The 22,033-nt window shown below is 62.1% G+C and carries 34 protein-coding genes; 2 read left to right on the forward strand and 32 right to left on the reverse strand.

What is annotated here, in order from left to right:
- Window positions 1–3: 3 nt before the first annotated feature.
- Together C5F75_RS17390 and C5F75_RS17395 are read right to left on the reverse strand one after the other, a co-directional pair.
- On the reverse strand, window positions 4–2,217 hold the full coding sequence (locus tag C5F75_RS17390) for a cytochrome c biogenesis protein ResB (protein ID WP_059577348.1): 2,214 nt from the start codon (window positions 2,215–2,217) through the stop codon (window positions 4–6).
- Between the two features lie 218 nt (window positions 2,218–2,435).
- Entirely contained in the window at window positions 2,436–3,089 is a 654-nt protein-coding gene (locus C5F75_RS17395) for a c-type cytochrome (RefSeq protein ID WP_059640224.1), read from the reverse strand.
- 214 nt (window positions 3,090–3,303) lie between these two features.
- Between C5F75_RS17395 and yihA the strand changes: the two genes are divergently transcribed.
- Window positions 3,304–3,963 carry a ribosome biogenesis GTP-binding protein YihA/YsxC gene (gene yihA / locus C5F75_RS17400; protein WP_059640226.1) on the forward strand — a complete coding sequence of 220 codons (660 nt, stop codon included), beginning with the start codon at window positions 3,304–3,306 and terminating at the stop codon, window positions 3,961–3,963.
- Between the two features lie 253 nt (window positions 3,964–4,216).
- The gene (gene hemB / locus C5F75_RS17405; RefSeq protein WP_059640228.1) at window positions 4,217–5,215 is read left to right on the forward strand and encodes a porphobilinogen synthase; all 999 of its coding nucleotides are present in this window, start codon (window positions 4,217–4,219) and stop codon (window positions 5,213–5,215) included.
- Between the two features lie 131 nt (window positions 5,216–5,346).
- On the opposite strand, the gene dsbD is transcribed toward hemB, so the two are convergent.
- The 30 genes from dsbD to rplC all read right to left on the reverse strand — a co-directional run bounded on the left by dsbD (window position 5,347) and on the right by rplC (window position 21,866).
- Window positions 5,347–7,194 carry a protein-disulfide reductase DsbD gene (dsbD, locus tag C5F75_RS17410; RefSeq protein ID WP_060009382.1) on the reverse strand — a complete coding sequence of 616 codons (1,848 nt, stop codon included), beginning with the start codon at window positions 7,192–7,194 and terminating at the stop codon, window positions 5,347–5,349.
- Window positions 7,187–7,513 carry a divalent-cation tolerance protein CutA gene (cutA, locus tag C5F75_RS17415; RefSeq protein WP_059640232.1) on the reverse strand — a complete coding sequence of 109 codons (327 nt, stop codon included), beginning with the start codon at window positions 7,511–7,513 and terminating at the stop codon, window positions 7,187–7,189. The genes dsbD and cutA overlap by 8 nt, the downstream gene beginning before the upstream one ends.
- Window positions 7,514–7,714: 201 nt before the next feature.
- Window positions 7,715–8,110 (reverse strand): 50S ribosomal protein L17, encoded by a 396-nt coding sequence (rplQ, locus tag C5F75_RS17420; RefSeq protein ID WP_006477175.1) that lies wholly within the window; start codon window positions 8,108–8,110, stop codon window positions 7,715–7,717.
- A 149-nt stretch (window positions 8,111–8,259) separates the two neighbouring features.
- Window positions 8,260–9,237, reverse strand: coding sequence for a DNA-directed RNA polymerase subunit alpha (locus tag C5F75_RS17425; RefSeq protein WP_006477176.1), 978 nt, complete (start codon window positions 9,235–9,237; stop codon window positions 8,260–8,262).
- Window positions 9,238–9,361: 124 nt separating this feature from the next.
- Window positions 9,362–9,985 (reverse strand): 30S ribosomal protein S4, encoded by a 624-nt coding sequence (gene rpsD, locus C5F75_RS17430; RefSeq protein WP_059577365.1) that lies wholly within the window; start codon window positions 9,983–9,985, stop codon window positions 9,362–9,364.
- A gap of 154 nt (window positions 9,986–10,139) precedes the next feature.
- A complete protein-coding gene (gene rpsK, locus C5F75_RS17435) occupies window positions 10,140–10,541 on the reverse strand; it encodes a 30S ribosomal protein S11 (RefSeq protein WP_004197937.1) in 402 nt (133 codons plus the stop codon).
- A 28-nt stretch (window positions 10,542–10,569) separates the two neighbouring features.
- Window positions 10,570–10,935 (reverse strand): 30S ribosomal protein S13, encoded by a 366-nt coding sequence (rpsM, locus tag C5F75_RS17440; protein ID WP_006400641.1) that lies wholly within the window; start codon window positions 10,933–10,935, stop codon window positions 10,570–10,572.
- A 38-nt stretch (window positions 10,936–10,973) separates the two neighbouring features.
- On the reverse strand, window positions 10,974–11,090 hold the full coding sequence (gene rpmJ / locus C5F75_RS17445) for a 50S ribosomal protein L36 (protein ID WP_004199844.1): 117 nt from the start codon (window positions 11,088–11,090) through the stop codon (window positions 10,974–10,976).
- 20 nt (window positions 11,091–11,110) lie between these two features.
- Entirely contained in the window at window positions 11,111–11,329 is a 219-nt protein-coding gene (gene infA / locus C5F75_RS17450) for a translation initiation factor IF-1 (protein WP_004521905.1), read from the reverse strand.
- 7 nt (window positions 11,330–11,336) lie between these two features.
- A complete protein-coding gene (gene secY, locus C5F75_RS17455) occupies window positions 11,337–12,686 on the reverse strand; it encodes a preprotein translocase subunit SecY (protein ID WP_006482915.1) in 1,350 nt (449 codons plus the stop codon).
- Window positions 12,687–12,728: 42 nt separating this feature from the next.
- The gene (rplO, locus tag C5F75_RS17460; RefSeq protein WP_006482880.1) at window positions 12,729–13,163 is read right to left on the reverse strand and encodes a 50S ribosomal protein L15; all 435 of its coding nucleotides are present in this window, start codon (window positions 13,161–13,163) and stop codon (window positions 12,729–12,731) included.
- A 26-nt stretch (window positions 13,164–13,189) separates the two neighbouring features.
- On the reverse strand, window positions 13,190–13,372 hold the full coding sequence (gene rpmD / locus C5F75_RS17465) for a 50S ribosomal protein L30 (RefSeq protein ID WP_006400644.1): 183 nt from the start codon (window positions 13,370–13,372) through the stop codon (window positions 13,190–13,192).
- Between the two features lie 15 nt (window positions 13,373–13,387).
- Window positions 13,388–13,906, reverse strand: coding sequence for a 30S ribosomal protein S5 (gene rpsE, locus C5F75_RS17470; protein ID WP_006482895.1), 519 nt, complete (start codon window positions 13,904–13,906; stop codon window positions 13,388–13,390).
- 14 nt (window positions 13,907–13,920) lie between these two features.
- Window positions 13,921–14,286, reverse strand: a complete 366-nt coding sequence (rplR, locus tag C5F75_RS17475) for a 50S ribosomal protein L18 (RefSeq protein ID WP_006477183.1) — start codon at window positions 14,284–14,286, stop codon at window positions 13,921–13,923.
- Window positions 14,287–14,298: 12 nt separating this feature from the next.
- Window positions 14,299–14,829 carry a 50S ribosomal protein L6 gene (gene rplF / locus C5F75_RS17480; protein WP_006477184.1) on the reverse strand — a complete coding sequence of 177 codons (531 nt, stop codon included), beginning with the start codon at window positions 14,827–14,829 and terminating at the stop codon, window positions 14,299–14,301.
- 18 nt (window positions 14,830–14,847) lie between these two features.
- Entirely contained in the window at window positions 14,848–15,243 is a 396-nt protein-coding gene (gene rpsH, locus C5F75_RS17485; protein WP_006477185.1) for a 30S ribosomal protein S8, read from the reverse strand.
- A gap of 14 nt (window positions 15,244–15,257) precedes the next feature.
- Window positions 15,258–15,563, reverse strand: a complete 306-nt coding sequence (rpsN, locus tag C5F75_RS17490) for a 30S ribosomal protein S14 (RefSeq protein WP_006482884.1) — start codon at window positions 15,561–15,563, stop codon at window positions 15,258–15,260.
- A 7-nt stretch (window positions 15,564–15,570) separates the two neighbouring features.
- Complete coding sequence (gene rplE, locus C5F75_RS17495; RefSeq protein ID WP_006482882.1) at window positions 15,571–16,110, reverse strand: 50S ribosomal protein L5; 540 nt, start codon at window positions 16,108–16,110, stop codon at window positions 15,571–15,573.
- Between the two features lie 16 nt (window positions 16,111–16,126).
- Entirely contained in the window at window positions 16,127–16,435 is a 309-nt protein-coding gene (rplX, locus tag C5F75_RS17500; protein ID WP_006477187.1) for a 50S ribosomal protein L24, read from the reverse strand.
- Between the two features lie 9 nt (window positions 16,436–16,444).
- Complete coding sequence (gene rplN, locus C5F75_RS17505; RefSeq protein WP_006482918.1) at window positions 16,445–16,813, reverse strand: 50S ribosomal protein L14; 369 nt, start codon at window positions 16,811–16,813, stop codon at window positions 16,445–16,447.
- 309 nt (window positions 16,814–17,122) lie between these two features.
- Window positions 17,123–17,395, reverse strand: coding sequence for a 30S ribosomal protein S17 (gene rpsQ / locus C5F75_RS17510; RefSeq protein ID WP_006477189.1), 273 nt, complete (start codon window positions 17,393–17,395; stop codon window positions 17,123–17,125).
- Complete coding sequence (rpmC, locus tag C5F75_RS17515) at window positions 17,392–17,586, reverse strand: 50S ribosomal protein L29 (protein ID WP_006400652.1); 195 nt, start codon at window positions 17,584–17,586, stop codon at window positions 17,392–17,394. The genes rpsQ and rpmC overlap by 4 nt, the downstream gene beginning before the upstream one ends.
- Window positions 17,587–17,595: 9 nt before the next feature.
- Entirely contained in the window at window positions 17,596–18,012 is a 417-nt protein-coding gene (rplP, locus tag C5F75_RS17520) for a 50S ribosomal protein L16 (protein ID WP_006482873.1), read from the reverse strand.
- Between the two features lie 2 nt (window positions 18,013–18,014).
- Window positions 18,015–18,815 carry a 30S ribosomal protein S3 gene (gene rpsC / locus C5F75_RS17525; RefSeq protein WP_006482899.1) on the reverse strand — a complete coding sequence of 267 codons (801 nt, stop codon included), beginning with the start codon at window positions 18,813–18,815 and terminating at the stop codon, window positions 18,015–18,017.
- Window positions 18,816–18,826: 11 nt separating this feature from the next.
- Complete coding sequence (gene rplV / locus C5F75_RS17530) at window positions 18,827–19,156, reverse strand: 50S ribosomal protein L22 (protein WP_004199272.1); 330 nt, start codon at window positions 19,154–19,156, stop codon at window positions 18,827–18,829.
- 12 nt (window positions 19,157–19,168) lie between these two features.
- Window positions 19,169–19,444 (reverse strand): 30S ribosomal protein S19, encoded by a 276-nt coding sequence (gene rpsS / locus C5F75_RS17535; RefSeq protein ID WP_004199273.1) that lies wholly within the window; start codon window positions 19,442–19,444, stop codon window positions 19,169–19,171.
- A gap of 10 nt (window positions 19,445–19,454) precedes the next feature.
- On the reverse strand, window positions 19,455–20,282 hold the full coding sequence (gene rplB / locus C5F75_RS17540; RefSeq protein ID WP_034209733.1) for a 50S ribosomal protein L2: 828 nt from the start codon (window positions 20,280–20,282) through the stop codon (window positions 19,455–19,457).
- A gap of 2 nt (window positions 20,283–20,284) precedes the next feature.
- Entirely contained in the window at window positions 20,285–20,599 is a 315-nt protein-coding gene (gene rplW / locus C5F75_RS17545) for a 50S ribosomal protein L23 (protein WP_004199275.1), read from the reverse strand.
- A complete protein-coding gene (gene rplD, locus C5F75_RS17550; protein WP_006477192.1) occupies window positions 20,596–21,216 on the reverse strand; it encodes a 50S ribosomal protein L4 in 621 nt (206 codons plus the stop codon). Before rplD ends, rplW begins: the two co-directional genes overlap by 4 nt.
- Window positions 21,216–21,866, reverse strand: a complete 651-nt coding sequence (rplC, locus tag C5F75_RS17555; protein WP_006482922.1) for a 50S ribosomal protein L3 — start codon at window positions 21,864–21,866, stop codon at window positions 21,216–21,218. The genes rplD and rplC overlap by 1 nt, the downstream gene beginning before the upstream one ends.
- Window positions 21,867–22,033 lie beyond the last annotated feature (167 nt).

Below are 22,033 nucleotides of genomic sequence, written 5' to 3' on the forward strand. Positions count from 1 at the left end.
ATCTTACCGGGTGGAATTCTCGGAATCGGAACCGCCGCCGGCAGGCGGGCGGGCCGTCGAAGCCGCACCGGCGGGCGCGGCGTCGCGAGGTGCGGCGCGCAAGGCGGCGCCGGCCGCGTCGCGCGTCTGGACGAATTCTTTCTCGAAATCGAAGGTCTTGCGGGCCGTGGACATTGCCATCACCACATCGACGCCCGAACCGGCGTCCTTCAGCCAGAACCAGAGTCGCCGCTCGCGTACGTAGAACATCGAGAAGATGCCGGCGACCAGCAGCAGGCTGCCAAGATACACCAGATTCTTGCCGGGCGCGCGCGTCAACTGAAATACCGAAGCTTGCACCTGCTTGAACGAGTCGAGCTGCAAATAGACCGGCGATCCATACAGGAAGCTGTCGGATAGCGCGTTGATCGCGTTCTGCACGAAGCGGATCGTGTCGGTGCCCTGCTGCGCGGCCGGCTCGCCGGCGCGCTCGCGCGCGATCTGCCACACCTCCCACATCGAGCCCTCGAGCATCCGCAGCAGCAGGCTCGCGGCCTTCTCCTGCTCGCCCTTCGGCACCGAGCGGTCGATGAACGTCGCCACCGCCTGGAAGCCGCCGACCGGCTGGCCGTCCGCCCCGCGGCCGACGCTGTCGTCGCTCGCCGCAAAAAGGGTCAGCACCTTCGATGCGCTGTCCTGCAGACGGCCGCGCAGCGACGCATCGCCCGGCAGCGAACGCTGCGCGAAGCGCGCGGCGGCTTCGGTGCGCACGGCCGGATCCTCGAGCGCGGCGCGCAGGCGCATCCATTCGCCGATCGAGTCCTGGCTGTCGGCCGGGATCCGCATGTAGCGGAACGGATCGTTCGGGCTCGCGCGCACGCCGGCGAGGAACACGCGCTCGCCGTTCATGTCGACGGGCAGCATGTAGTTGTTGAATTCGCGCGCCTGGCCGTCCTTGCCGCGGATCTTGTACTGCACCGACGGGCCGATGTTGTGAAGCTGCGTCGGCTTCGACGTCTTCGCGCCCGAGCCGAGCCGCTCGTCGAACACTTCCTTCAGCGAGCTGGTCGTCGCGACGCCGCGTACGTCCGGCTTGCCGTTCGCGTCGGCCATGTTCTCGACGTTGATCGCGCGGAAGTCGGAGAACTCGATCGTCTCGCCGTCGGCGCCCGGGACCTGCAGCGGCGCCGAACTGCCGATCGTGCCCTTCACGGGGACGGTCGCCGCACGGCTGCCCGTCATCGGATAGGCCGTCATCTGCATCTGCGAGCCGCCATCCTGGAAGCTCGACTGGTAGATCGACACGCCCTTGTACGTAAACGGCTTGTTGACCTCGACCCGCGCCGGGATCTTCCGGCCGGTCTCGCGATCGATCACGACGATGTCGCTCGCGAACAGCTTCGGCATGCCCGTCGTGTAGTAATCGACGATGAACTTGTCGAGCTGGATCGAGAACGGCAGGTCCTGGATCAGCGAGCCGCTCGGCTGGTTCAGGATCGCGGTCGACACGAACTGGCCCTCCGGCACCCACGCATAGCCGCGGAACGTCGGGTTCGACGCGGACAGCCGATGGTCGGGCGAGATCTCGCTGATCGTCGCGCTCGTGTTGACCGGGCTCTTGCCGAACATCAGCATCTGGAATTTGATCGGCAGGTTGCTGTCGAGCAGGCCGCCGATACAGATCACGACGATCGCGAGGTGCGCGGAGATGTAGCCCCACTTGGTCATCGCGCCGCGCTTCGCGGAAATCAGCGTCGCGCCGTCGGTTTCACGCACGACGTGCTTGTAGCCGGCCTTCGCGACGAACGTGGCGAGCGTCGCGGCGACGCTCGCGCGCGTGCCGGACGCCGTGTACTCGGCCTTGTGGTGGAATGCGCGCAGACTGCCTTCGCGGACCTTGTCCTTCCAGCTCTTCGCGTCGGCGAGCATCTTCGGCGCGTTGCGGATCACGCACAGCGAGATCGACACGACGAGGAAGATCAGGATCAGCATGAACCACCACGCGCTGTACACGTTGTACAGGCCGAGCGAGCGGAAGATGTCCGCCCAGAACGGCCCGAACTGGTTCACGTAGTTCGGATACGGATCGTCCTGGGTCAGGACCGTGCCGATGATGCTCGCAATCGACAACACCACCAGCAGCGCGATCGCGAAGCGCATCGAGCTCAGCAGCTCGACCGCGCGTTTCGACGCACCGTGACTCGACTTCGACTGCAACCCCGACGTGGTAACGCTCATTCAAACTCCGACTAAGGGGACACGGCCCCCACGCTTACTATGTTCGCTTCGGGGGCGCAGCCCCGATCGCCTGCCAGCCCTTCCATTCCGGCTCGGCCCGGCGAGTGCCGACAAAAAAGAAGGGCGAGGCCACCGCAACGACGCGGCGCCCCACCCTTTTCTTGTTCTGACTCCGGCCGCCCTTCGGGCGCCCGGTCATTCCATTCGCGGCGGACCGCTCAACGCAGGCCCGCGATGTAATCCGCGACGGCCTTGATCTCGGTATCCGACAGCCGCGACGCGATCTGATGCATCGCCTCGTTGTTGTTGCGCGCGCCGGCACCCTGCTGGAACGCGGTCAACTGCGCGACCGTGTAATCGGCCCATTGCCCCGACAGACGCGGGTACTGGACCGGGATCCCCTGCCCCGTCGGCCCGTGGCAGCTCGCGCAGGCGGGGACACCCTTTTCCGCGATGCCGCCGCGATAGATCTTCTGGCCGATCGGCACGGTCGCCGCATCGCGCGCGGTACCGAGCTTCGTCGTCTGCGACCCGTAGTACGCGGCGACATTGCGCATGTCGTCCGCGCTCAACGCGCTCGCGAATCCGACCATCACCGCGTTGTTACGCGCCGGCCCCTTCGCGCCCGGCTGCGTCTTGAAGTCGTTCAACTGCTTGACCAGATATTCGGGATGCTGGCCGGCAAGCTTCGGGAAACTGCCCGACGCACTGTTGCCGTCGGCGCCGTGACACGACGCGCAAACCTGCCCGGCAATTGCCTTGCCGCGGTCCAGATCCGGTTTGGCCGCATCTGCCGCGTTTGCCTCCGCTACGAAACCTACGAACCCTGCTGCAACCTGAAGCACCATCAGAGACTTGCACAGTCGATTCATTCGCACACCCTGTTTCGTCTTGTGGGAATTTGAGGTTCTGCAAAAAACGACGGCGTTCAGTCTACCGCAGAAGCCACATAAAAGCGCGAGGCAGGCGCCCGGTGGCCTTCGGTAAAATCGCCGTATTGTACAATATCGCGCTGAAAGCTCCCGCGCCTATCGGGGCTACCCCGCCTCCACCAAGCGGCTCGCGCCGCCCGTCCTTCCGGTTCCCATGGCCTTTCTGCTCCATCAAGCCCGCTTCTACACGACCGTCAACCATCTGCGCGACCTGCCGCCGACGGTCCAGCCGGAAATCGCGTTCGCGGGCCGCTCGAATGCCGGCAAGTCGACGGCGATCAACGTGCTGTGCAACCAGAAGCGGCTGGCCTTCGCGTCGAAGACGCCCGGCCGCACGCAGCATATCAACTACTTCTCCGTCGGCCCGGCCGCCGAGCCCGTCGCGAATCTCGTCGACCTGCCCGGCTACGGCTATGCAGAAGTGCCCGGCGCCGCGAAGGCGCACTGGGAGATGCTGCTGTCGTCCTATCTCGCGACGCGCTCGCAGCTCTGCGGTCTGATCCTGATGATGGATTCGCGCCGCCCGCTCACCGAGCTCGATCGCCGGATGATCGAGTGGTTCGCACCGACCGGCAAGCCGATCCACACGCTGCTGACGAAGTGCGACAAATTGACGCGCCAGGAAAGCATCAACGCGCTGCGCAACACGCAAAAGGGGCTCGACGCGTATCGCGACCAGGGCGTGAAGGGCAAGCTGACGGTCCAGCTGTTCTCGGCGCTGAAGCGCACGGGGCTCGACGAGGCTCATGAACTGATCGAGAGCTGGCTGCGGCCGTCCGTCGCCGACGAAAAAGGCGAGCCTGTAGCACAATGAGCGGGCAACGCGCGGCTGGGATCGGCCGTGCGCACCTGACGGCACCTGCGGATTCGGCCGGCTCATAAAAAAACCCGCCGTTGAACGGCGGGTCAAACAGCCTAATCGAAAAACGACAGGCACCCGCTCAGGGAGGAGAAGCGGGGAGCTGCACGCAACGCGGGCCGCTCGATCGCTATCATATACCAACGATCTCGAAAATGACCTAAGGGTTCCGTAAGGTTCTTCTTGCCCTGATTTCTGCCAAATCGCCATGAGCTTCCATCCGCTTCATCGTCCGCGCCGGATGCGCCGCGACGACTTCTCCCGCCGTCTGATGCGCGAAAACCGCCTGACCACCGACGACCTGATCTACCCGGTGTTCGTCGTCGAAGGCACCAACGAACGCCAGCCCGTCCCGTCGATGCCCGGCGTCGAACGCGTGTCGGTCGATCTGCTGATGCACGTCGCCGAGCAATGCGTCGAACTCGGCGTGCCCGTGCTGTCGCTGTTCCCGGCCATCGAGCCGTCGCTGAAGACGCCGGACGGCCGCGAGGCGGCCAATCCGGAAGGCCTGATCCCGCGCGCGGTGCGCGAGCTGAAGAAGCACTTCCCCGAACTCGGCGTGCTGACCGACGTCGCGCTCGATCCGTACACGAGCCACGGCCAGGACGGTGTGCTTGACGAGAACGCCTACGTGATCAACGACGACACGATCGAGATCCTGGTCGACCAGGCTCGCGCGCAGGCTGAAGCCGGCGTCGACATCGTCGCGCCGTCGGACATGATGGACGGCCGCATCGGTGCGATCCGCGAGATGCTGGAAAGCGACGGCCATATCCATACGCGGATCATGGCCTATTCGGCGAAGTTCGCGTCGGCGTTCTACGGCCCGTTCCGCGACGCGGTCGGTTCGGCGTCCAATCTGGGCAAGGGCAACAAGATGACCTACCAGATGGACCCGGCGAACAGCGACGAAGCGCTGCGCGAAGTGCGCCTCGACATCGACGAAGGCGCCGACATGGTGATGGTCAAGCCCGGCATGCCGTATCTCGACATCGTGCGCCGCGTGAAGGACGAGTTCCGCTTCCCGACCTACGTGTACCAGGTGAGCGGCGAGTACGCGATGCTGAAGGCGGCCGCGATGAACGGGTGGCTCGACCACGACAAGGTCGTGCTCGAATCGCTGCTCGCGTTCAAGCGCGCGGGCGCCGACGGCGTGCTCACGTACTTCGCGCTCGATGCCGCGCGTCTGCTGAAAGCGCAACGCTGATCGCGCACCGGCACGCACCTGCAAAAAACGGCGGAACACCCCGGTGTTCCGCCGTTTTTTGTTTACCGTCGATCGCGGTTGTCAGCCGGCCCGAATCGTCTCTTCCGCGGTTCGCCTCCGGCGGGTCATCGTCATACCGTCGGAACGGCTGCCCGGTCGAGGCTGCGCAAGAAGGTGTCGGCCGCCTGATAGCCGACCACGCGGCCGATCTCGTTGCCGTTGCGATCGAAGAAGATGATGCCCGGCGGCCCGAACAGGTTGAAGCGCTTGAGGAGCGCCTGATCGTCCGCGTTGTTCGCGGTGACGTCCGCGCGCACGAGGTGAAGCCGCGCGAGCCGCGCCTGCACGCGCGCGTCGGTGAACGTCAGATGTTCCATCTCCTTGCAGCTCACGCACCAGTCGGCGTAGAAGTCGAGCATCACGGGCTGGCCCGATGTCTTGAGCAGCGCATCCAGTTCGCCAATGGAGCGCACCGGCGCGAACGCAGGGCCATCCTGCGCGGCAGCCACGCCGGCCGTCGCCGCGCCGCCGGACGCCACCGTACGCGCCGCCAGCACGGCCAGCGGCTTGACGGGATCGCTCGAGCCCGCGGCCAGGCCGACGAGCAGCGTCGCGGCCCAGATCGCGAGCGCGGCCCCCAAGCCGCGGCCCAGGCGGCGCCAGATCGACGCAGCGCCGGCATTCGGCGTGAACAGTCCGAGCGCCGCAGCCGCGATCAGCAGCCACAACGCCGCGAGCACCATCTTCAGCCCGCCCGCCAACACCGGCCATACGATCCACAGCGCGGCTGCGAGCAGCACGATGCCGAAGAACACCTTCACGCCGTCCATCCACGCGCCCGCGCGCGGCAGCACCGTGCCGGCCCCGACGCCGACGACCAGCAGCGGCACGCCGAGCCCCAGCCCCATCGCGAACAGCGCGGCACCGCCGAGCAACGCATTGCCCGTGTGCGCGATGAACGCGAGCACGGCGAACAACGGCGCCGTCATGCACGCGCCGACGACCAGCGCCGACAACGCACCCATCGCCGCGACCGCGACGAAGTGGCCGCCCTGGCGCGCGCTCGATGCGTCGGCCGCGCCGTTCTGCCAGCGCGCCGGCAGTGCGATGTCCCTGCCCGAGATCAGCGACACCGCGAACGCGGTCAGCAGCACGCCGAATGCGCCGAGCACCCACGGGTTCTGCAACCACGCGCCGAGGCTCTGACCGACCAGCGCGGCGGCGATGCCGAGTACCGTGTAGACCAGCGCCATGCCGAGCACGTAAGTCAGCGACAGCGCGAAGCCGCGTGCGTGCGTCGCGCGCGTGCCCTGGCCGATGATGATCGCGGACACGATCGGAATCATCGGGTACGAACACGGCAGCAGGCTCAGCACGACACCCGCGACGAAGTAGAGCGCGACGATCGTGAAGAAGCCGTGGCCTTCGAGCAGCGACTGCGCGAAATCGGCGCTCGTGACCTTGTCGAACCAGCTACCCGCGGCAGCCGTGTCGCTGGATGACGATGCGGCGCCGAGCGCGGCGCCGTCGACCTTCACCACGTGCTCGGCCGGCGGATAGCAGATCCCTTCGTCCGCGCACCCTTGCGACGTCACCGCGAGTTCGAACGGCCCGGCCGCCTGCTTCACCGGCACGTGAACGACCACTTCGTCACGATAGGTCTCGACGTCCTTCTGGAACGTCTGGTCGAACTTCACGTGGCCGGCCGGGTACTGCGGCTCGCCGAGCGTCGCCTGGCCGCTCTTCACCGCGAACGCGAAGCGCTCGCGGTACATGTAGTAGCCGTTGGCGATCTTGAAGCGGACGTCGACCTGTCCCGGCGATTCGCTCGCGCTGAACTTGAACGCAACCGACGGATCGAGGAAATCGTCGGCCGCGCGCGCGACGGACAGGCCGCCCAGCACGAGCACGAACGACAACAGGACCGCAAGAAACCGCAGCGCGCGCACGCGCACCGAAAGCGCCATACCGTTAAACATGAAATTGACGTTGAGTTTCGCTGGTCACCCATTGGCCATACGCGGCCGATGCCGTCGTCTGCCACGAGACGATTTCGGGCGTCTCGTACGGGTGATGCGCGAGAATAAATCGCTCCAGTTCGAGCGCCCGGATGGGGCTCGTCTTGAACAGCAACTGGATCTCGTCAGCCGTTTCGACCTTGCCCTGCCAGTGATAGCGCGACTTGATCGTGCCGAGCTCCGACACGCACGCCGCAAGCCGCGCGTCGAGCGCGCCGTCGGCGAGCGCCGCGGCCGTCGCCGCATCGGGGACCGTCGTCAGCATCAGCACCACTATCATCCGCGCTCTCCTCGCTGGTGTGCCGGCTCCTGCCGGCGCCCGTTACCCGTTCAGGAACCGCGCCGGTTGCCCGTATCGTAGCGCAGCCCGCGCGACGCTGCCGGCACCGGCCTGCGACAATCGATCGCAGCCGGCATCTCGAAAACAAAAAGGGCCAAGCAATTGCTCGGCCCCTTTCAGATACTGCTGCGTACCGGAAGCTTACTCAGCTTCTTGCACGTTTTCCGTTTCGTCGACTTCCGGACGGTCGAGCAGTTCGACCAGTGCCATCGGTGCGTTGTCGCCCACGCGGAAGCCGAACTTCAGCACGCGCAGGTAGCCGCCCGGGCGGTTCGCGAAACGCGGGCCGAGGACGTCGAACAGCTTCGCGACCGAGTCACGATCGCGCAGGCGGTTGAACGCCAGGCGACGGTTTGCCAGCGACGGCTTCTTGCCGAGCGTGATCAGCGGCTCGACGACTTTACGGAGTTCCTTCGCCTTCGGCAGCGTCGTCTTGATGACTTCGTGCTCGATCAGCGAGTTGGACATGTTACGGAGCATAGCCAGACGGTGGCTGCTCGTGCGATTCAGTTTCCGCAGACCATGACGATGGCGCATTTCAGTTTCCTTGATTCAAAGTTTTGATCCAGCTCTTCTATCGCACCTCGGAGGGTGCACGGGCCGGTAACGAAAAAAAGCAAGATGCGGATTTTAAAGGAAAATCCGCATCCTTGCCAACTACAGCTATAGCGAGGCTACAACCGGGCTTACTTGTCGAGACCAGCCGGCGGCCAGTTCTCGAGCTTCATGCCCAGCGTGAGACCGCGCGAAGCGAGCACTTCCTTGATCTCGTTGAGCGACTTGCGACCGAGGTTCGGCGTCTTCAGCAGCTCGTTTTCCGTGCGCTGGATCAGATCGCCGATGTAGTAGATGTTCTCGGCCTTCAGGCAGTTCGCCGAACGAACCGTCAGCTCGAGATCGTCCACCGGACGCAGCAGGATCGGATCGATCTGCGGTGCACGCGACGGCGCTTCGGCTGCCGTTTCCGTGCCTTCCAGCGCCGCGAACACGGACAACTGGTCGACCAGGATGCGGGCCGACTGGCGGATCGCTTCTTCCGGCGTGATCACGCCGCTCGTCTCGATGTTCATCACGAGCTTGTCGAGGTCGGTACGCTGCTCGACACGTGCGCTCTCGACAGCGTAGCTCACGCGGCGAACCGGCGAGAACGATGCGTCGAGGACGATGCGGCCGATGATCTTGGCCGTGTCTTCGCCGTAGCGACGGACGTTGCCGGGCACATAGCCGCGACCCTTTTCGATCTTGATCTGAACGTCGAGCTTGCCACCCTTCGACAGGTGCGCAATCACGTGATTCGGATTGATGACTTCGCAATCGTGAGCCAGCTCGATATCGCCGGCCGTCACGACGCCTTCGCCTTCCTTGCGCAGCGTAACCGTCACTTCGTCACGGTTATGCAGCTTGAACACCACGCCCTTCAGGTTCAGCAGCAGGTTGACGACGTCTTCCTGCACGCCATCCAGCGTCGAGTACTCGTGCACCACGCCCGCGATCGTGACTTCGGTCGGCGCGTAGCCCACCATCGACGACAGCAGCACGCGGCGAAGCGCATTGCCCAAGGTGTGGCCGTAACCGCGTTCAAACGGTTCCATGACCACCCTCGCGTGGTTCTCGCCCAGCGATTCCACGGCGATGATCTTGGGTTTCAGCAAACTGGTTTGCATGGGCTTTCCTTTTCAATACCCTCGGCTCGTTACACCGATAAGGCTGACCGGTAACAACCAGAAAATAAACAGCCGAGGCCCCTCCTTGCGCAACGCAATCGGGGTACCTCGGCCGTCAATCGGATTAACGCGAATACAATTCGACGATCAGGCTTTCGTTGATGTCGCCTGCGATTTCAGCGCGTTCCGGCATTTGCTTGAACGTGCCTTCGAACTTCTTCGCATCGACTGCAACCCAGCTCGGCATGCCGCCTTGCTCGGCCAGCGACAGCGCTTCGACGATACGCGCCTGCTTCTTCGCCTTTTCGCGGATCGCGATGACGTCACCCGCCTTCACTTGCTGCGACGGGACGTTTGCGACGACGCCGTTCACGGTGATCGACTTGTGGCTCACCAGCTGACGCGCTTCAGCGCGGGTCGAGCCGAAACCCATGCGATACACGACGTTGTCGAGGCGCGATTCGAGCAGTTGCAGCAGGTTTTCACCCGTGTTGCCCTTGCGGCGATCGGCTTCAGCGAAGTAACGACGGAACTGACGTTCCAGCACGCCGTAGATACGCTTGACCTTCTGCTTTTCGCGCAGCTGCGTACCGTAGTCGGACGTACGTGCGCCCGAGGTACGGCCGTGCTGACCCGGCTTGCTGTCGAGCTTGCACTTGTCGGCGAGCGAGCGGCGCGCGCTCTTCAGGAACAGGTCGGTGCCTTCACGGCGGGACAGCTTGGCTTTGGGGCCGATATAACGTGCCACTTTGCATTCCTTTATCAATCAGTCACGCGGATCGGAATCCGCGCTAGTCCGCTCCCTTTGGGGCGAACGGTGGGCTTAGTCAATCAAAAAAGCAACGCCCGTCGACGCTGAGCGGCGACAGGCAATGCGCTAGCACGAGCGTGCCAGCACATCCTTAGATACGACGACGCTTCGGCGGGCGGCAGCCGTTGTGCGGAATCGGGGTGACGTCCGAAATCGCGGTGATCTTGATGCCGAGGCCGTGCAGTGCGCGCACTGCCGACTCGCGACCCGGGCCCGGGCCCTTGATCCGCACTTCCAGATTCTTCACGCCGTATTCCATCGCGACGCGGCCAGCCGACTCGGCTGCGACCTGAGCAGCGAACGGCGTCGATTTGCGCGAGCCCTTGAAGCCCTGACCGCCCGACGTCGCCCATGCCAGAGCGTTGCCTTGGCGATCGGTGATCGTGATGATCGTGTTGTTGAACGACGCGTGAACGTGAACCACGCCTTCAGCGACGTTCTTCTTAACCTTCTTGCGAACGCGTTGCGCCGCGGTGTTCGAAGCCTTAGCCATTACGTTTTCCTGTAACTGTCAGTTCCGCTTACTTCTTCAGCGCTTGCGCTGCACGACGCGGACCCTTGCGGGTACGTGCGTTCGTACGCGTACGCTGACCGCGCATCGGCAGGCCCTTGCGATGACGGACGCCGCGGTAGCAACCGAGGTCCATCAGGCGCTTGATGTTCATCGTCACTTCACGGCGCAGATCGCCTTCGACGACAAACTTGCCTACTTCTTCACGCAGCTTTTCCAGGTCTGCGTCGGTCAGATCCTTGACCTTCTTCGAAAAATCGACGCCAGCTGCCACGCAGATGCTGCGCGAACGGGTGCGGCCGATACCGAAGATAGCCGTCAGGCCGATCTCGGTATGCTGGTGATTCGGGATGTTAACCCCTGCGATACGAGCCATTGTTTTTCCTCAAACAAAAAGCGCAAACAAACGCGCGGTCAGCCTTGGCGCTGCTTGTGGCGCGGATCCGAGCTGCAGATCACGCGAACGACGCCTTTGCGCTTGATGATCTTGCAATTGCGGCAAATGCGCTTAACCGATGCCATCACTTTCATGATAATACCCTTTTTTCAAATCACTTCGCCCGGAACACGATCCGCGCACGAGACAGATCGTAAGGCGTCAATTCAACCGTCACCTTGTCGCCCGGCAGGATGCGGATGTAGTGCATCCGCATCTTCCCGGAAATATGCCCCAACACGACATGGCCGTTTTCCAGCTTCACGCGGAAGGTCGCATTCGGGAGGTTTTCAATCACCTCACCCTGCATCTGGATTACATCGTCTTTGGCCATAGTCCTTTCAACGCATCGGGATGTTGCCGCCCTTGAAGTTTGCCTTCTTGAGCAGCGACTCATACTGTTGCGACATAACGTACGACTGCACCTGCGCCATAAAGTCCATCGTGACGACGACAATGATCAGCAGCGACGTTCCACCAAAATAAAACGGCACGTTCCAGCGCAGCACCAGGAATTCCGGCAGCAGACACACGAAGACGATGTAGATCGCACCGGCCAGCGTCAGACGCGTGAGGATGCGGTCGATATATCGCGCGGTCTGATCGCCCGGACGGATGCCCGGAACAAACGCGCCGCTCTTCTTCAGGTTATCCGCGGTCTCCCTGCTGTTGAACACCAGTGCGGTGTAGAAGAAGCAGAAAAACACGATCGCCAGCGTGTACAGCAGCACATACACCGGCTGGCCCGGCTTCAGCGCTTCCGCAACGTTATGCAACGTATTGGAAATCCAGCTTCCCGTCGGCTGACCGGTACTGAACCAGCCGAGAATCGTTGCCGGGAACAGAATGATCGACGATGCGAAGATCGGCGGAATCACGCCCGACATGTTCAGCTTCAGCGGCAGATGCGACGACTGCCCACCGTAGATCTTGTTGCCGACCTGGCGCTTCGCGTAGTTCACGAGGATCTTGCGCTGACCGCGTTCGATGAACACGACCAGGTAAGTCACCGCGGCGATCAGAACGACGATGATGATCGCCGAAATGATGCTCATCGAACCCGTACGCACCAGTTCGAACAACCCACCCACGGCATTCGGGAACCCTGCTGCGATCCCGCCGAAGATGATGATCGAGATACCGTTGCCCAGACCACGCTCGGTAATCTGCTCGCCGAGCCACATCAGGAACATCGTGCCCGTTACCAGCGTCACGACCGTCGTCAGACGGAACAGCATGCCGGGATCGGTGACGAGGCCCGGCTGATTTTCCAGCGCAGCCGCGATACCGAACGCCTGGAAGGTCGCGAGCACCACGGTGAAATACCGCGTGTACTGCGTGATCTTCCGTTGCCCTGCCTGCCCTTCCTTCTTCAGCGCCTCGAGCTGCGGCGAAACGATCGCCAGCAACTGCATGATGATCGACGCCGAGATGTACGGCATGATCCCCAGCGCAAAGATCGTGAAGCGGGAAAGTGCGCCACCCGAGAACATGTTGAACATGCCCAGGATGCCGCCCGCCTGGCTCTGGAACAGCTTGGCCAGTTGATCCGGATCGATGCCCGGCACGGGAATGTGCGCGCCGATGCGATAGACGATCAGCGCCAGGAGCAGGAACATCGCTCGCCGGCGCAGATCGCCGAATTTCGCCGTGCTTCGACCGGGTTTTGCAAGACTCGGGCTGTTAGCCAAGTACCTTCTCCGATGAATGCAAGTGACGACGCGCTACGCGTGTCACTCGGCGAACGAACCGCCAGCCGCTTCGATCGCAGCGCGCGCACCCTTGGTGGCACCGAGACCCTTCACGACGATCTTGCGCTTCAGTTCGCCCGTCGCGATGATCTTTGCGCTCTTCGTCAGCTCGCCGACCAGGCCGGCTTGCTTCAGTGCGAGCAGATCGATTTCGTCGACCGGCAGCTTCTCGAGGTCGCCCAGGCGCACTTCACCGACGAATTCCTTCGTCAGCGACGTGAAGCCGCGCTTCGGCAGACGACGTTGCAGCGGCATCTGACCGCCTTCGAAACCGACTTTGTGGAAGCCGCCCGAACGCGATTTCTGACCCTTGTGACCACGGCCAGCCGTCTTGCCGAGGCCCGAACCGATGCCACGACCGACGCGACGCTTGGCGTGCTTGGCGCCAGCGGCCGGCTTCAGGTTATTCAATTCCATATCAACTCCTTGATCCGTAGGGCCGCTTACGCGATGACCTTAACGAGGTACGAGACCTTGTTGATCATGCCGCGGACCGCCGGCGTGTCCTGCAGCTCGCTAACCGAGTTGAGTCGGCGCAGGCCCAGGCCACGCACGGTCGCGCGGTGCGATTCGCGGGTCCCGATCAGGCTCTTGACGAGCTGAACCTTGACAGTTTTTTCAGACATGGTGACCACCCGGGCTTAGCCCAAAATTTCTTCGACGGACTTGCCGCGCTTCGCCGCGATGTCTGCCGGGGTCGACTGCTTGCGCAGGCCGTCCAGCGTGGCGCGAACGAGGTTGTACGGGTTCGTCGAACCGTGGCTCTTCGCCACGACGTTCTGAACGCCCATCACGTCGAACACTGCGCGCATCGGGCCACCGGCGATCACGCCCGTACCTGCCTTCGCCGGAGCGAGGAGGACGGCCGATGCGCCGTGCTTGCCGTGCACTTCGTGTTGCAGCGTGCCGTTCTTGAGCGGCACCTTGAACATGTTGCGGCGAGCTTGTTCCATTGCCTTCTGGACAGCGACCGGCACTTCCTTCGCCTTGCCCTTGCCCATACCGATGCGGCCATCGCCGTCGCCGACCACGGTCAGTGCGGCGAAGCCGAGAATACGGCCACCCTTCACGACCTTGGTCACGCGGTTGACCGAAATCATCTTTTCGCGAAGGCCGTCGTCGCGCTCGTCAGCCTGAACTTTCGCTTGCATCTTTGCCATGACGAATTCCTTCCTTAGAACTTGAGCCCAGCTTCGCGAGCTGCCTCAGCCAGCGCCTTGACGCGGCCGTGGTAGCGGAAGCCCGAGCGATCGAAGGCGACGGATTCGATGCCGGCAGCCTTTGCCTTCTCGGCAATACGCTTGCCGATCAGCGTCGCGGCATTCACGTTGCCGCCCTTGCCCGACTTGTCGGCCAGTTCAGCGCGCACTTCAGCTTCGAGCGTCGACGCGCTGGCGAGCACCTTGGTGCCGCAGGGCGAGAACACTTGAGCGTAGATGTGCGTGTTCGTGCGATGCACGGCGAGACGCGCGACCTGCAGCTCAGCGATCTTGATACGCGTCTGGCGAGCGCGGCGCAGGCGAGATTGAGTCTTATCCATGATTGCGCACCCTTACTTCTTCTTCGTTTCTTTGAGGATCACAACCTCGTCGGCATAACGCACGCCCTTGCCCTTGTAGGGCTCCGGCGGACGGTAACCGCGGACTTCCGCAGCCACTTGACCGACTTGTTGCTTGTTGATCCCCTTGATCACGATTTCGGTTTGCGTCGGGGTTTCAGCCTTGACGCCTTCCGGCATCTGGTGCACCACCGGGTGCGAGAAACCCAGCGACAGGTTCAGCTTGTCGCCTTGCGCTTGCGCACGGTAACCGACGCCAACCAGCGTCAGCTTGCGCTCGAAACCCTTGGTCACGCCGTGCACGGCATTCGCGATGATCGCGCGCATCGTGCCCGACAGTGCATTTGCTTCGCGGCTTTCGTCGACCGGCGACAGATTCAGCGTGCCGTCGTTGTTCGCCACGTTCACGAGCGGATTGATCGCTTGCGTGATGGTGCCCAGCGGGCCCTTGACGGTGATCGCACCGTCGGCCAGCTTGACTTCCGCGCCTTGCAGCGCGATCGGGCTCTTACCTACTCGAGACATGTTTCTCTCTCCTCGGCTTTAAGCGACGTAGCAGATGACTTCGCCGCCGACGCCGGTAGCGCGCGCCTTGCGGTCGGTCATCACGCCCTTCGGCGTCGACACGATTGCCACACCGAGGCCGTTCATGACCTGCGGAATGTCGTTACGGCCGCGGTACACGCGCAGACCAGGCTTCGACACGCGCTCGAGGCGTTCGATGACCGGGCGACCTGCGTAGTACTTCAGCGCGATATTCAGTTCGGACTTCGCACCTTCCGCCTTCACGGCGAAATCGTCGATATAACCTTCGTCCTTCAGGACTTGCGCGATTGCAACCTTGACCTTCGACGAGGGCATCGCGACCGATACCTTCTCGACCATCTGCGCGTTGCGGATGCGAGTCAGCATATCGGCGATAGGATCACTCATGCTCATTTACGTTTCTCCTATTACCAGCTCGCCTTGGTCAGGCCAGGAATCTCGCCACGGAATGCGATTTCACGAATCTTGTTACGCGCGAGGCCGAATTTACGGAACGTGCCACGCGGACGGCCCGTGATCGCGCAGCGGTTGCGCTGGCGGGTCGGGTTTGCGTTGCGGGGCAGTTGCTGCAGCTCCAGGCGTGCTTCGTAGCGCTCTTCTTCCGACTTGCTTTGGTCTTCGACGATCGCCTTCAGCGCTTCGCGCTTTGCTGCGAACTTCGCGACCAGGCGGGCGCGCTTCTTTTCACGTTCGATCAGTGCCAGTTTAGCCACGGTAACCTCAGTTTCTGAACGGGAACTTGAAGCTGGCGAGCAGAGCCTTTGCTTCGTCGTCGGTCTTCGCAGTCGTCGTGATGCTGATGTTCAGCCCACGCAGTGCGTCGATCTTGTCGTAATCGATTTCGGGGAAAATGATCTGCTCTTTCACACCGATGTTGTAGTTGCCACGGCCATCGAAAGCACGACCCGACACACCGCGGAAGTCACGCACGCGGGGCAGGGCAACCGTCACGAAACGGTCGAGGAATTCGTACATCGCGCGGCCACGCAGCGTCACCATCGCGCCGATCGGGTAACCCTGGCGGATCTTGAAGCCAGCGATTGCCTTGCGGGCCTTCGTGACGACCGGCTTCTGGCCGGCGATCTTCGTGAGGTCGCCAACGGCGTTCTCGATGATCTTCTTGTCAGCGATCGCTTCGCCAAGACCCATGTTCAGCGTGATCTTGGTGATGCGCGGCACTTCCATGACCGACTTGTAACCGAACTTCTCGATCAGGCCGGGCACAACCTTTTCTTTGTAAAACTCTTGAAAACGAGCCATTTTTTACTCCGCTGCGTCAGGCGCTCAGTACGGCACCGGTCGTCTTCAGGAAGCGAACCTTCTTGCCTTCCTCGACCTTGATGCCAACACGCGACGCCTTGCCATTCGCGTCGACCAGTGCGACGTTCGAAATATGCAGGGGCATCGTCTTCGCTTCCACGCCGCCCGTCGTACCCTTCATCGGGTTCGGCTTCACATGCTTCTTGACGAGGTTGATACCTTCAACCGTCACATGTTCAGCACCGACAGCCAGCACGACGCCGCGCTTGCCCTTGTCCTTGCCAGTGACGACGATGACTTCGTCACCTTTGCGAATCTTGTTCATCGCGACTCCTTACAGCACTTCCGGCGCCAGCGAAACGATCTTCATGAATCGTTCGCTACGCAGCTCACGCGTCACCGGCCCGAAGATACGGGTGCCGATCGGCTCGAGCTTGTTATTCAAAAGCACAGCGGCGTTGCCGTCGAACTTGATCAGCGAGCCGTCTTGACGGCGCACGCCCTTGGCGGTGCGGACCACCACGGCGTTGTAAATTTCGCCTTTCTTCACGCGCCCGCGCGGCGTTGCCTCTTTGACGCTCACCTTGATGATGTCGCCAATGCCGGCATAACGACGCTTCGAGCCGCCGAGCACCTTGATGCACAGGACTTCACGTGCACCCGTGTTGTCGGCTACTTCGAGCCGAGATTCGGTCTGGATCATGGTTTGTCTTTCCCAACTTAATCCGGATGCACCACCATGATGCATTCGGTCAGTCTTGGTCCCGTCAGCCAATCGGCTGCTTGGGTTGGAACAGCAGCGACGGCAAACGAAACCCGCCATCGCAATTCGGTGAATCTTTCGGACAGGCAGGCGCCAGTCCGCTTCCCCCACCAACTTCGCCCGCGACGGGGCTCCCATAAAGAGGGAAGACCGGGATTATAACAAATAATCCCGGTCACGCAAGCAAAAACTTTGCGATTTCAAGCACTTCGTGACGAAGTGCCCGTTACTGCCTACTGCGCTGCCCGCTTAGATGACACGAGCGGCTTCGACGAGGCGCGACACCGTCCAGGCCTTCGTCTTCGAAACAGGACGCGTTTCCTGGATTTCGACGAGATCGCCTTCGTTGTAGGTGTTCGCTTCATCGTGCGCGTGGTACTTCTTCGAACGCACGACATACTTGCCGTAGATCGGGTGCTTGACGCGGTGCTCGATCAGCACGGTGACGGTCTTGTCCATCTTGTTGCTGACGACCCGACCGACCAGCGTCCGCTTCAGCGAGGTTTTCACGCTATCGTTCATTTCTGGTTCGCCTTCTGAGTCATGACGGTCCGCACACGTGCGATGTCGCGACGAACCTTCTTCAGCTGGCTCGTGTTCGTGAGCTGCTGGGTCGCGAGTTGCATGCGCAGGCCGAATTGCGCCTTCAGCAGGTCCGCCAGCTCCTTGTTGAGCGCGGCCTGGTCTTTCTGGAGAAGTTCGGAAGCCTTCATGTTTTCTCCTTAGGCGCCGAGCTGGCGCACGATGAATGCCGTCTTCAGCGGCAGCTTGGCTGCAGCCAGACGGAACGCTTCGCGTGCCAGTTCTTCGGTTACGCCGTCCATTTCATAGAGCATCTTGCCCGGCTGAATCTCGGCGACGTAGTACTCCGGGTTACCCTTACCGTTACCCATACGCACTTCGGCCGGCTTCTGCGAAATCGGCTTGTCCGGGAAGATCCGGATCCAGATGCGGCCGCCACGCTTGATGTGACGCGTCATTGCACGACGCGCCGCTTCAATCTGACGTGCGGTCAAACGACCGCGACCGATCGCCTTCAGGCCGAATTCACCGAACGACACTGCGTTGCCGCGCGTCGCCTTGCCGGTGTTACGACCCTTCTGCTCTTTACGATACTTTCTGCGTTTCGGTTGCAGCATCGTTATTCTCCAGTCTTGCCGTCTTCGGGCTTGCCGGCGCCACGGCGCGGTGCGCCACGACGAGCACCCGGAGCGCCGCCTTCGCCGTCACGGCGCGGACGACGGTCGCCCGGACGCGCATTGCGACGCGGACGCTTGTCTTCGGCTACTTCTTCCACCACCGGTGCGTCGTTGCGGCCGAGCGTATCGCCCTTGTAGACCCACACCTTGACGCCGATGATCCCGTAAGTCGTCTTCGCTTCCGAAGTCGCGTAGTCGATATCAGCACGCAGCGTGTGAAGCGGCACGCGACCTTCGCGATACCACTCCGTACGAGCGATTTCGATACCGTTCAGACGGCCTGCGCTCATGATCTTGATGCCTTGGGCACCCAGACGCATCGCGTTCTGCATCGCACGCTTCATCGCGCGACGGAACATGATCCGGCGCTCGAGCTGTTGCGTGATCGAGTCGGCGATCAGCTGAGCATCGGTTTCCGGCTTGCGGATTTCCTCGATGTTGACGTGAACCGGCACGCCCATGCGGCGCTGCAGTTCCGTCTTCAGCTGTTCGATATCCTCGCCCTTCTTGCCGATGACCACGCCCGGACGCGAGCTGTAAATCGTGATGCGCGCGTTCTTCGCCGGACGCTCGATGACGACCCGACCGACCGAAGCGTTCTTCAGCTTCTTCTTCAGGTATTCACGAACACCGATGTCTTCCTGCAGCATCGCCGCGAAATTGTTGTTGTTCGCGTACCAACGCGAAGCCCAATTGCGGCTGACAGCCAGGCGGAAGCCAGTCGGATGAATTTTCTGTCCCATCGTATGGCTCCTTAATTCCCGACCGTCACAGTGATGTGACAGGATTGCTTCTCGATGCGGTTACCGCGGCCCTTGGCGCGCGCGGTGAAACGCTTGAGCGATGCAGCCTTGTCGACGTAGATGCTCTTGATCTTGAGCTCGTCGATATCAGCGCCTTCGTTGTGCTCCGCATTCGCGATTGCCGACAGCACAACCTTCTTCACGATGCCAGCCGCCTTCTTCGGCGAGAACGTCAGGACGTTCAGCGCCTTGTCGACCGGCAAACCGCGGATCTGGTCAGCCACAAGGCGCGTTTTCTGCGCCGAGATGCGGGCACCGCGATGAATTGCTTTCACTTCCATCTTGATTGCCCCTTATTTCTTGGCCTTCTTGTCGGCCGCGTGACCCTTGAACGTACGGGTCAGTGCGAACTCGCCAAGCTTGTGGCCGACCATGTTTTCCGAGATGTACACCGGAACGTGTTGACGGCCGTTGTGAACAGCGATCGTCAGGCCGATGAAATCCGGCAGAATCGTCGAGCGACGCGACCAGGTCTTGATCGGCTTTTTGTCGCGCGAAGCTGCAGCCGCCTCAACTTTCTTCAGCAAATGGGCGTCGCAGAACGGACCTTTTTTTACAGAACGTGCCATTGCCTACTCCTTAACGCTTGTGACGGCGCTGGACGATCATCGTCGTCGTGCGCTTGTTGCTGCGGGTGCGGTAACCCTTAGCCGGCGTACCCCACGGGCTCACCGGGTCGCGACCTGCAGCCGTCTTGCCCTCACCACCACCGTGCGGGTGATCAACCGGGTTCATCGCAACGCCACGCACCGTCGGGCGGATACCGCGCCAGCGGTTCGCGCCAGCCTTGCCGATCTGGCGCAGGCTATGCTCTTCGTTGCCGACTTCACCGATCGTTGCACGGCACTCGATGTGCACGCGGCGGATTTCGCCCGAACGCAGACGAACCTGCGCGTAGACGCCTTCACGTGCCAGCAGCATGGCCGACGTGCCAGCCGAACGCGCCATTTGCGCGCCCTTGCCCGGCAGCATCTCGATGCAGTGGATCGTCGTACCGACCGGAATGTTGCGGATCGGCAGCGTGTTGCCTGCACGGATCGGCGCTTCCGAACCCGACATCAGCTGTTGGCCGACGGTCAGGCCCTTCGGGGCGATGATGTAGCGACGTTCGCCGTCTGCGTAGAGCACCAGCGCGATGTTCGCGCTACGGTTCGGGTCGTACTCGAGACGCTCGACCTTTGCCGGGATGCCATCCTTCGTGCGACGGAAATCGACGATACGGTAGTGCTGCTTGTGACCACCACCCTTGTGACGCGTGGTGATACGACCGTTGTTGTTACGGCCGGCGGTCGAGCTCTGCGAGTCGAGCAGTGCCGCGTACGGCTTGCCCTGGTGCAGGTTCTTGTTGACCACCTTGACCATCGCGCGGCGACCCGGCGATGTCGGCTTAACTTTCACGATTGCCATGATTACTTGGCCTCCGCTTCAAAGTTGATTTCCTGGCCGGGCTTCAGGCAAACGTACGCCTTCTTCACGTCCTTGCGGCGGCCCATCGAACGGCCGAAGCGCTTTTGCTTGCCCTTCTGAACCAGCACGTTGACCGAATCAACTTCAACCTTGAACAGCAGCTCGACAGCCGCCTTCACTTCCTGCTTCGTGGCATCCGGTGCGACTTCGAACACGACTTGCTCGTTCTTGTCGGCAACCAGCGTCGCCTTTTCCGAGATCACCGGTGCGAGCAGGACCTGCATCAAACGATGATCGTTCTTGCGAATCTCGCTCATGACAGCAACTCCTCGATCTGGGCGACCGCAGCCTTCGTGACCAGCACTTTCTTGAAGTAGATCAGCGACAGCGGGTCAGCGTAGCGCGGCTCGACAATCGCCACGTGCGGCAGGTTGCGCGAAGCCAGGTACAGGTTCTCGTCGACCGTGTCCGTGATGATCAGAACGGAGTCGAGACCCATGGTCTTGAATTTGTCGGCCAGCAGCTTGGTCTTCGGCGCTTCGAGGATGATGTCCTCGACGACCGACAGACGGCCTTCACGGGCCAGCTGCGAGAAGATCGAGCAGAGACCTGCGCGATGCATCTTCTTGTTGACCTTGTGCGAGAAGTTTTCTTCCGGCGAATTCGGGAAGATACGACCACCGCCACGCCACAGCGGGCTCGACGACATACCGGCACGAGCGCGGCCCGTACCCTTCTGGCGCCACGGCTTCTTGGTCGTGTGCTTGACTTGCTCACGGTCCTTCTGTGCGCGGTTACCCTGGCGAGCATTCGCCTGGTAAGCGACGACGACCTGGTGGATCAGCGCTTCGTTGTAGTCACGACCGAACACGACGTCCGATGCGTTGACCACTGCACCTTCCTGACCATTTTCGTTCAGGAGCTTGAGTTCCATTATTTCGCCCCCTTGGTCTTGACGGCCGGCGTCACGAAGACCTTGCCGCCCTTCGCGCCCGGAATCGCACCCTTCACGAGCAGCAGCTTGCGCTCTGCGTCGATACGAGCGATTTCGAGGTTCTGCACCGTCACCGTCACGTCACCCATGTGACCCGTCATGCGTTTACCCGGGAAAACACGACCCGGATCCTGCGCCATACCGATCGAGCCCGGCACGTTGTGCGAGCGCGAGTTACCGTGCGTGGCACGGCCGGAGGAGAAGTTGTAACGCTTGATCGTACCGGCGTAGCCCTTACCGATCGACACGCCTTGCACGTCGACCTTCTGGCCCACTTCGAAAAGATCTGCACCGACCACGGCGCCATTCGACAGCTCGGCTGCCTTGGCCGCGTCAATGCGGAATTCCTTGAGGATTTCACCGGCTTCGACACCGGCTTTGGCGAGATGACCTGCCAGCGGCTTCGTCACGCGCGATGCGCGGCGGGAGCCGAATGCAACCTGCACGGCCGTGTAGCCGTCGGTTTCAACAGTCTTGATCTGCGTCACGCGGTTGTCCGACACGTCCAGCACGGTGACGGGAATCGAATCCCCTTCCGCCGTGAAGATACGGGTCATGCCAACCTTGCGACCTACGAGTCCAAGGCTCATCATTTTCTCCATTCCCGACTGCGATTGGTCGGGGCTGATTTACAAAATGCCGGGCACGCAAGGCCCAGCTTTTTTACGCGAATACGCGAAAAGCCAAGCAGTATAGCCCGACTCTGCGATTTCCGCAAGCAATACAAAGACTTAGCGCCACCCGACACGCCGGGCGG

The organism is Burkholderia anthinoferrum (genome assembly GCF_002925705.1).
Lineage (GTDB): Bacteria > Pseudomonadota > Gammaproteobacteria > Burkholderiales > Burkholderiaceae > Burkholderia > Burkholderia semiarida.

Bases quoted from the DNA above. Each gene is read 5' to 3' on its own strand.
- C5F75_RS17390 (WP_059577348.1), bottom strand. From the start codon at position 2,217: ATGAGCGTTACCACGTCGGGGTTGCAGTCGAAGTCGAGTCACGGTGCG.
- C5F75_RS17395 (WP_059640224.1), bottom strand. From the start codon at position 3,089: ATGAATCGACTGTGCAAGTCTCTGATGGTGCTTCAGGTTGCAGCAGGG.
- yihA (WP_059640226.1), top strand. From the start codon at position 3,304: ATGGCCTTTCTGCTCCATCAAGCCCGCTTCTACACGACCGTCAACCAT.
- hemB (WP_059640228.1), top strand. From the start codon at position 4,217: ATGAGCTTCCATCCGCTTCATCGTCCGCGCCGGATGCGCCGCGACGAC.
- dsbD (WP_060009382.1), bottom strand. From the start codon at position 7,194: ATGTTTAACGGTATGGCGCTTTCGGTGCGCGTGCGCGCGCTGCGGTTT.
- cutA (WP_059640232.1), bottom strand. From the start codon at position 7,513: ATGATAGTGGTGCTGATGCTGACGACGGTCCCCGATGCGGCGACGGCC.
- rplQ (WP_006477175.1), bottom strand. From the start codon at position 8,110: ATGCGCCATCGTCATGGTCTGCGGAAACTGAATCGCACGAGCAGCCAC.
- C5F75_RS17425 (WP_006477176.1), bottom strand. From the start codon at position 9,237: ATGCAAACCAGTTTGCTGAAACCCAAGATCATCGCCGTGGAATCGCTG.
- rpsK (WP_004197937.1), bottom strand. From the start codon at position 10,541: ATGGCTAAGGCTTCGAACACCGCGGCGCAACGCGTTCGCAAGAAGGTT.
- rpsM (WP_006400641.1), bottom strand. From the start codon at position 10,935: ATGGCTCGTATCGCAGGGGTTAACATCCCGAATCACCAGCATACCGAG.
- rpmJ (WP_004199844.1), bottom strand. From the start codon at position 11,090: ATGAAAGTGATGGCATCGGTTAAGCGCATTTGCCGCAATTGCAAGATC.
- infA (WP_004521905.1), bottom strand. From the start codon at position 11,329: ATGGCCAAAGACGATGTAATCCAGATGCAGGGTGAGGTGATTGAAAAC.
- rplO (WP_006482880.1), bottom strand. From the start codon at position 13,163: ATGGAATTGAATAACCTGAAGCCGGCCGCTGGCGCCAAGCACGCCAAG.
- rpmD (WP_006400644.1), bottom strand. From the start codon at position 13,372: ATGTCTGAAAAAACTGTCAAGGTTCAGCTCGTCAAGAGCCTGATCGGG.
- rpsE (WP_006482895.1), bottom strand. From the start codon at position 13,906: ATGGCAAAGATGCAAGCGAAAGTTCAGGCTGACGAGCGCGACGACGGC.
- rplR (WP_006477183.1), bottom strand. From the start codon at position 14,286: ATGGATAAGACTCAATCTCGCCTGCGCCGCGCTCGCCAGACGCGTATC.
- rplF (WP_006477184.1), bottom strand. From the start codon at position 14,829: ATGTCTCGAGTAGGTAAGAGCCCGATCGCGCTGCAAGGCGCGGAAGTC.
- rpsH (WP_006477185.1), bottom strand. From the start codon at position 15,243: ATGAGCATGAGTGATCCTATCGCCGATATGCTGACTCGCATCCGCAAC.
- rplE (WP_006482882.1), bottom strand. From the start codon at position 16,110: ATGGCTCGTTTTCAAGAGTTTTACAAAGAAAAGGTTGTGCCCGGCCTG.
- rplX (WP_006477187.1), bottom strand. From the start codon at position 16,435: ATGAACAAGATTCGCAAAGGTGACGAAGTCATCGTCGTCACTGGCAAG.
- rplN (WP_006482918.1), bottom strand. From the start codon at position 16,813: ATGATCCAGACCGAATCTCGGCTCGAAGTAGCCGACAACACGGGTGCA.
- rpsQ (WP_006477189.1), bottom strand. From the start codon at position 17,395: ATGAACGATAGCGTGAAAACCTCGCTGAAGCGGACGCTGGTCGGTCGG.
- rpmC (WP_006400652.1), bottom strand. From the start codon at position 17,586: ATGAAGGCTTCCGAACTTCTCCAGAAAGACCAGGCCGCGCTCAACAAG.
- rplP (WP_006482873.1), bottom strand. From the start codon at position 18,012: ATGCTGCAACCGAAACGCAGAAAGTATCGTAAAGAGCAGAAGGGTCGT.
- rpsC (WP_006482899.1), bottom strand. From the start codon at position 18,815: ATGGGACAGAAAATTCATCCGACTGGCTTCCGCCTGGCTGTCAGCCGC.
- rplV (WP_004199272.1), bottom strand. From the start codon at position 19,156: ATGGAAGTGAAAGCAATTCATCGCGGTGCCCGCATCTCGGCGCAGAAA.
- rpsS (WP_004199273.1), bottom strand. From the start codon at position 19,444: ATGGCACGTTCTGTAAAAAAAGGTCCGTTCTGCGACGCCCATTTGCTG.
- rplB (WP_034209733.1), bottom strand. From the start codon at position 20,282: ATGGCAATCGTGAAAGTTAAGCCGACATCGCCGGGTCGCCGCGCGATG.
- rplW (WP_004199275.1), bottom strand. From the start codon at position 20,599: ATGAGCGAGATTCGCAAGAACGATCATCGTTTGATGCAGGTCCTGCTC.
- rplD (WP_006477192.1), bottom strand. From the start codon at position 21,216: ATGGAACTCAAGCTCCTGAACGAAAATGGTCAGGAAGGTGCAGTGGTC.
- rplC (WP_006482922.1), bottom strand. From the start codon at position 21,866: ATGAGCCTTGGACTCGTAGGTCGCAAGGTTGGCATGACCCGTATCTTC.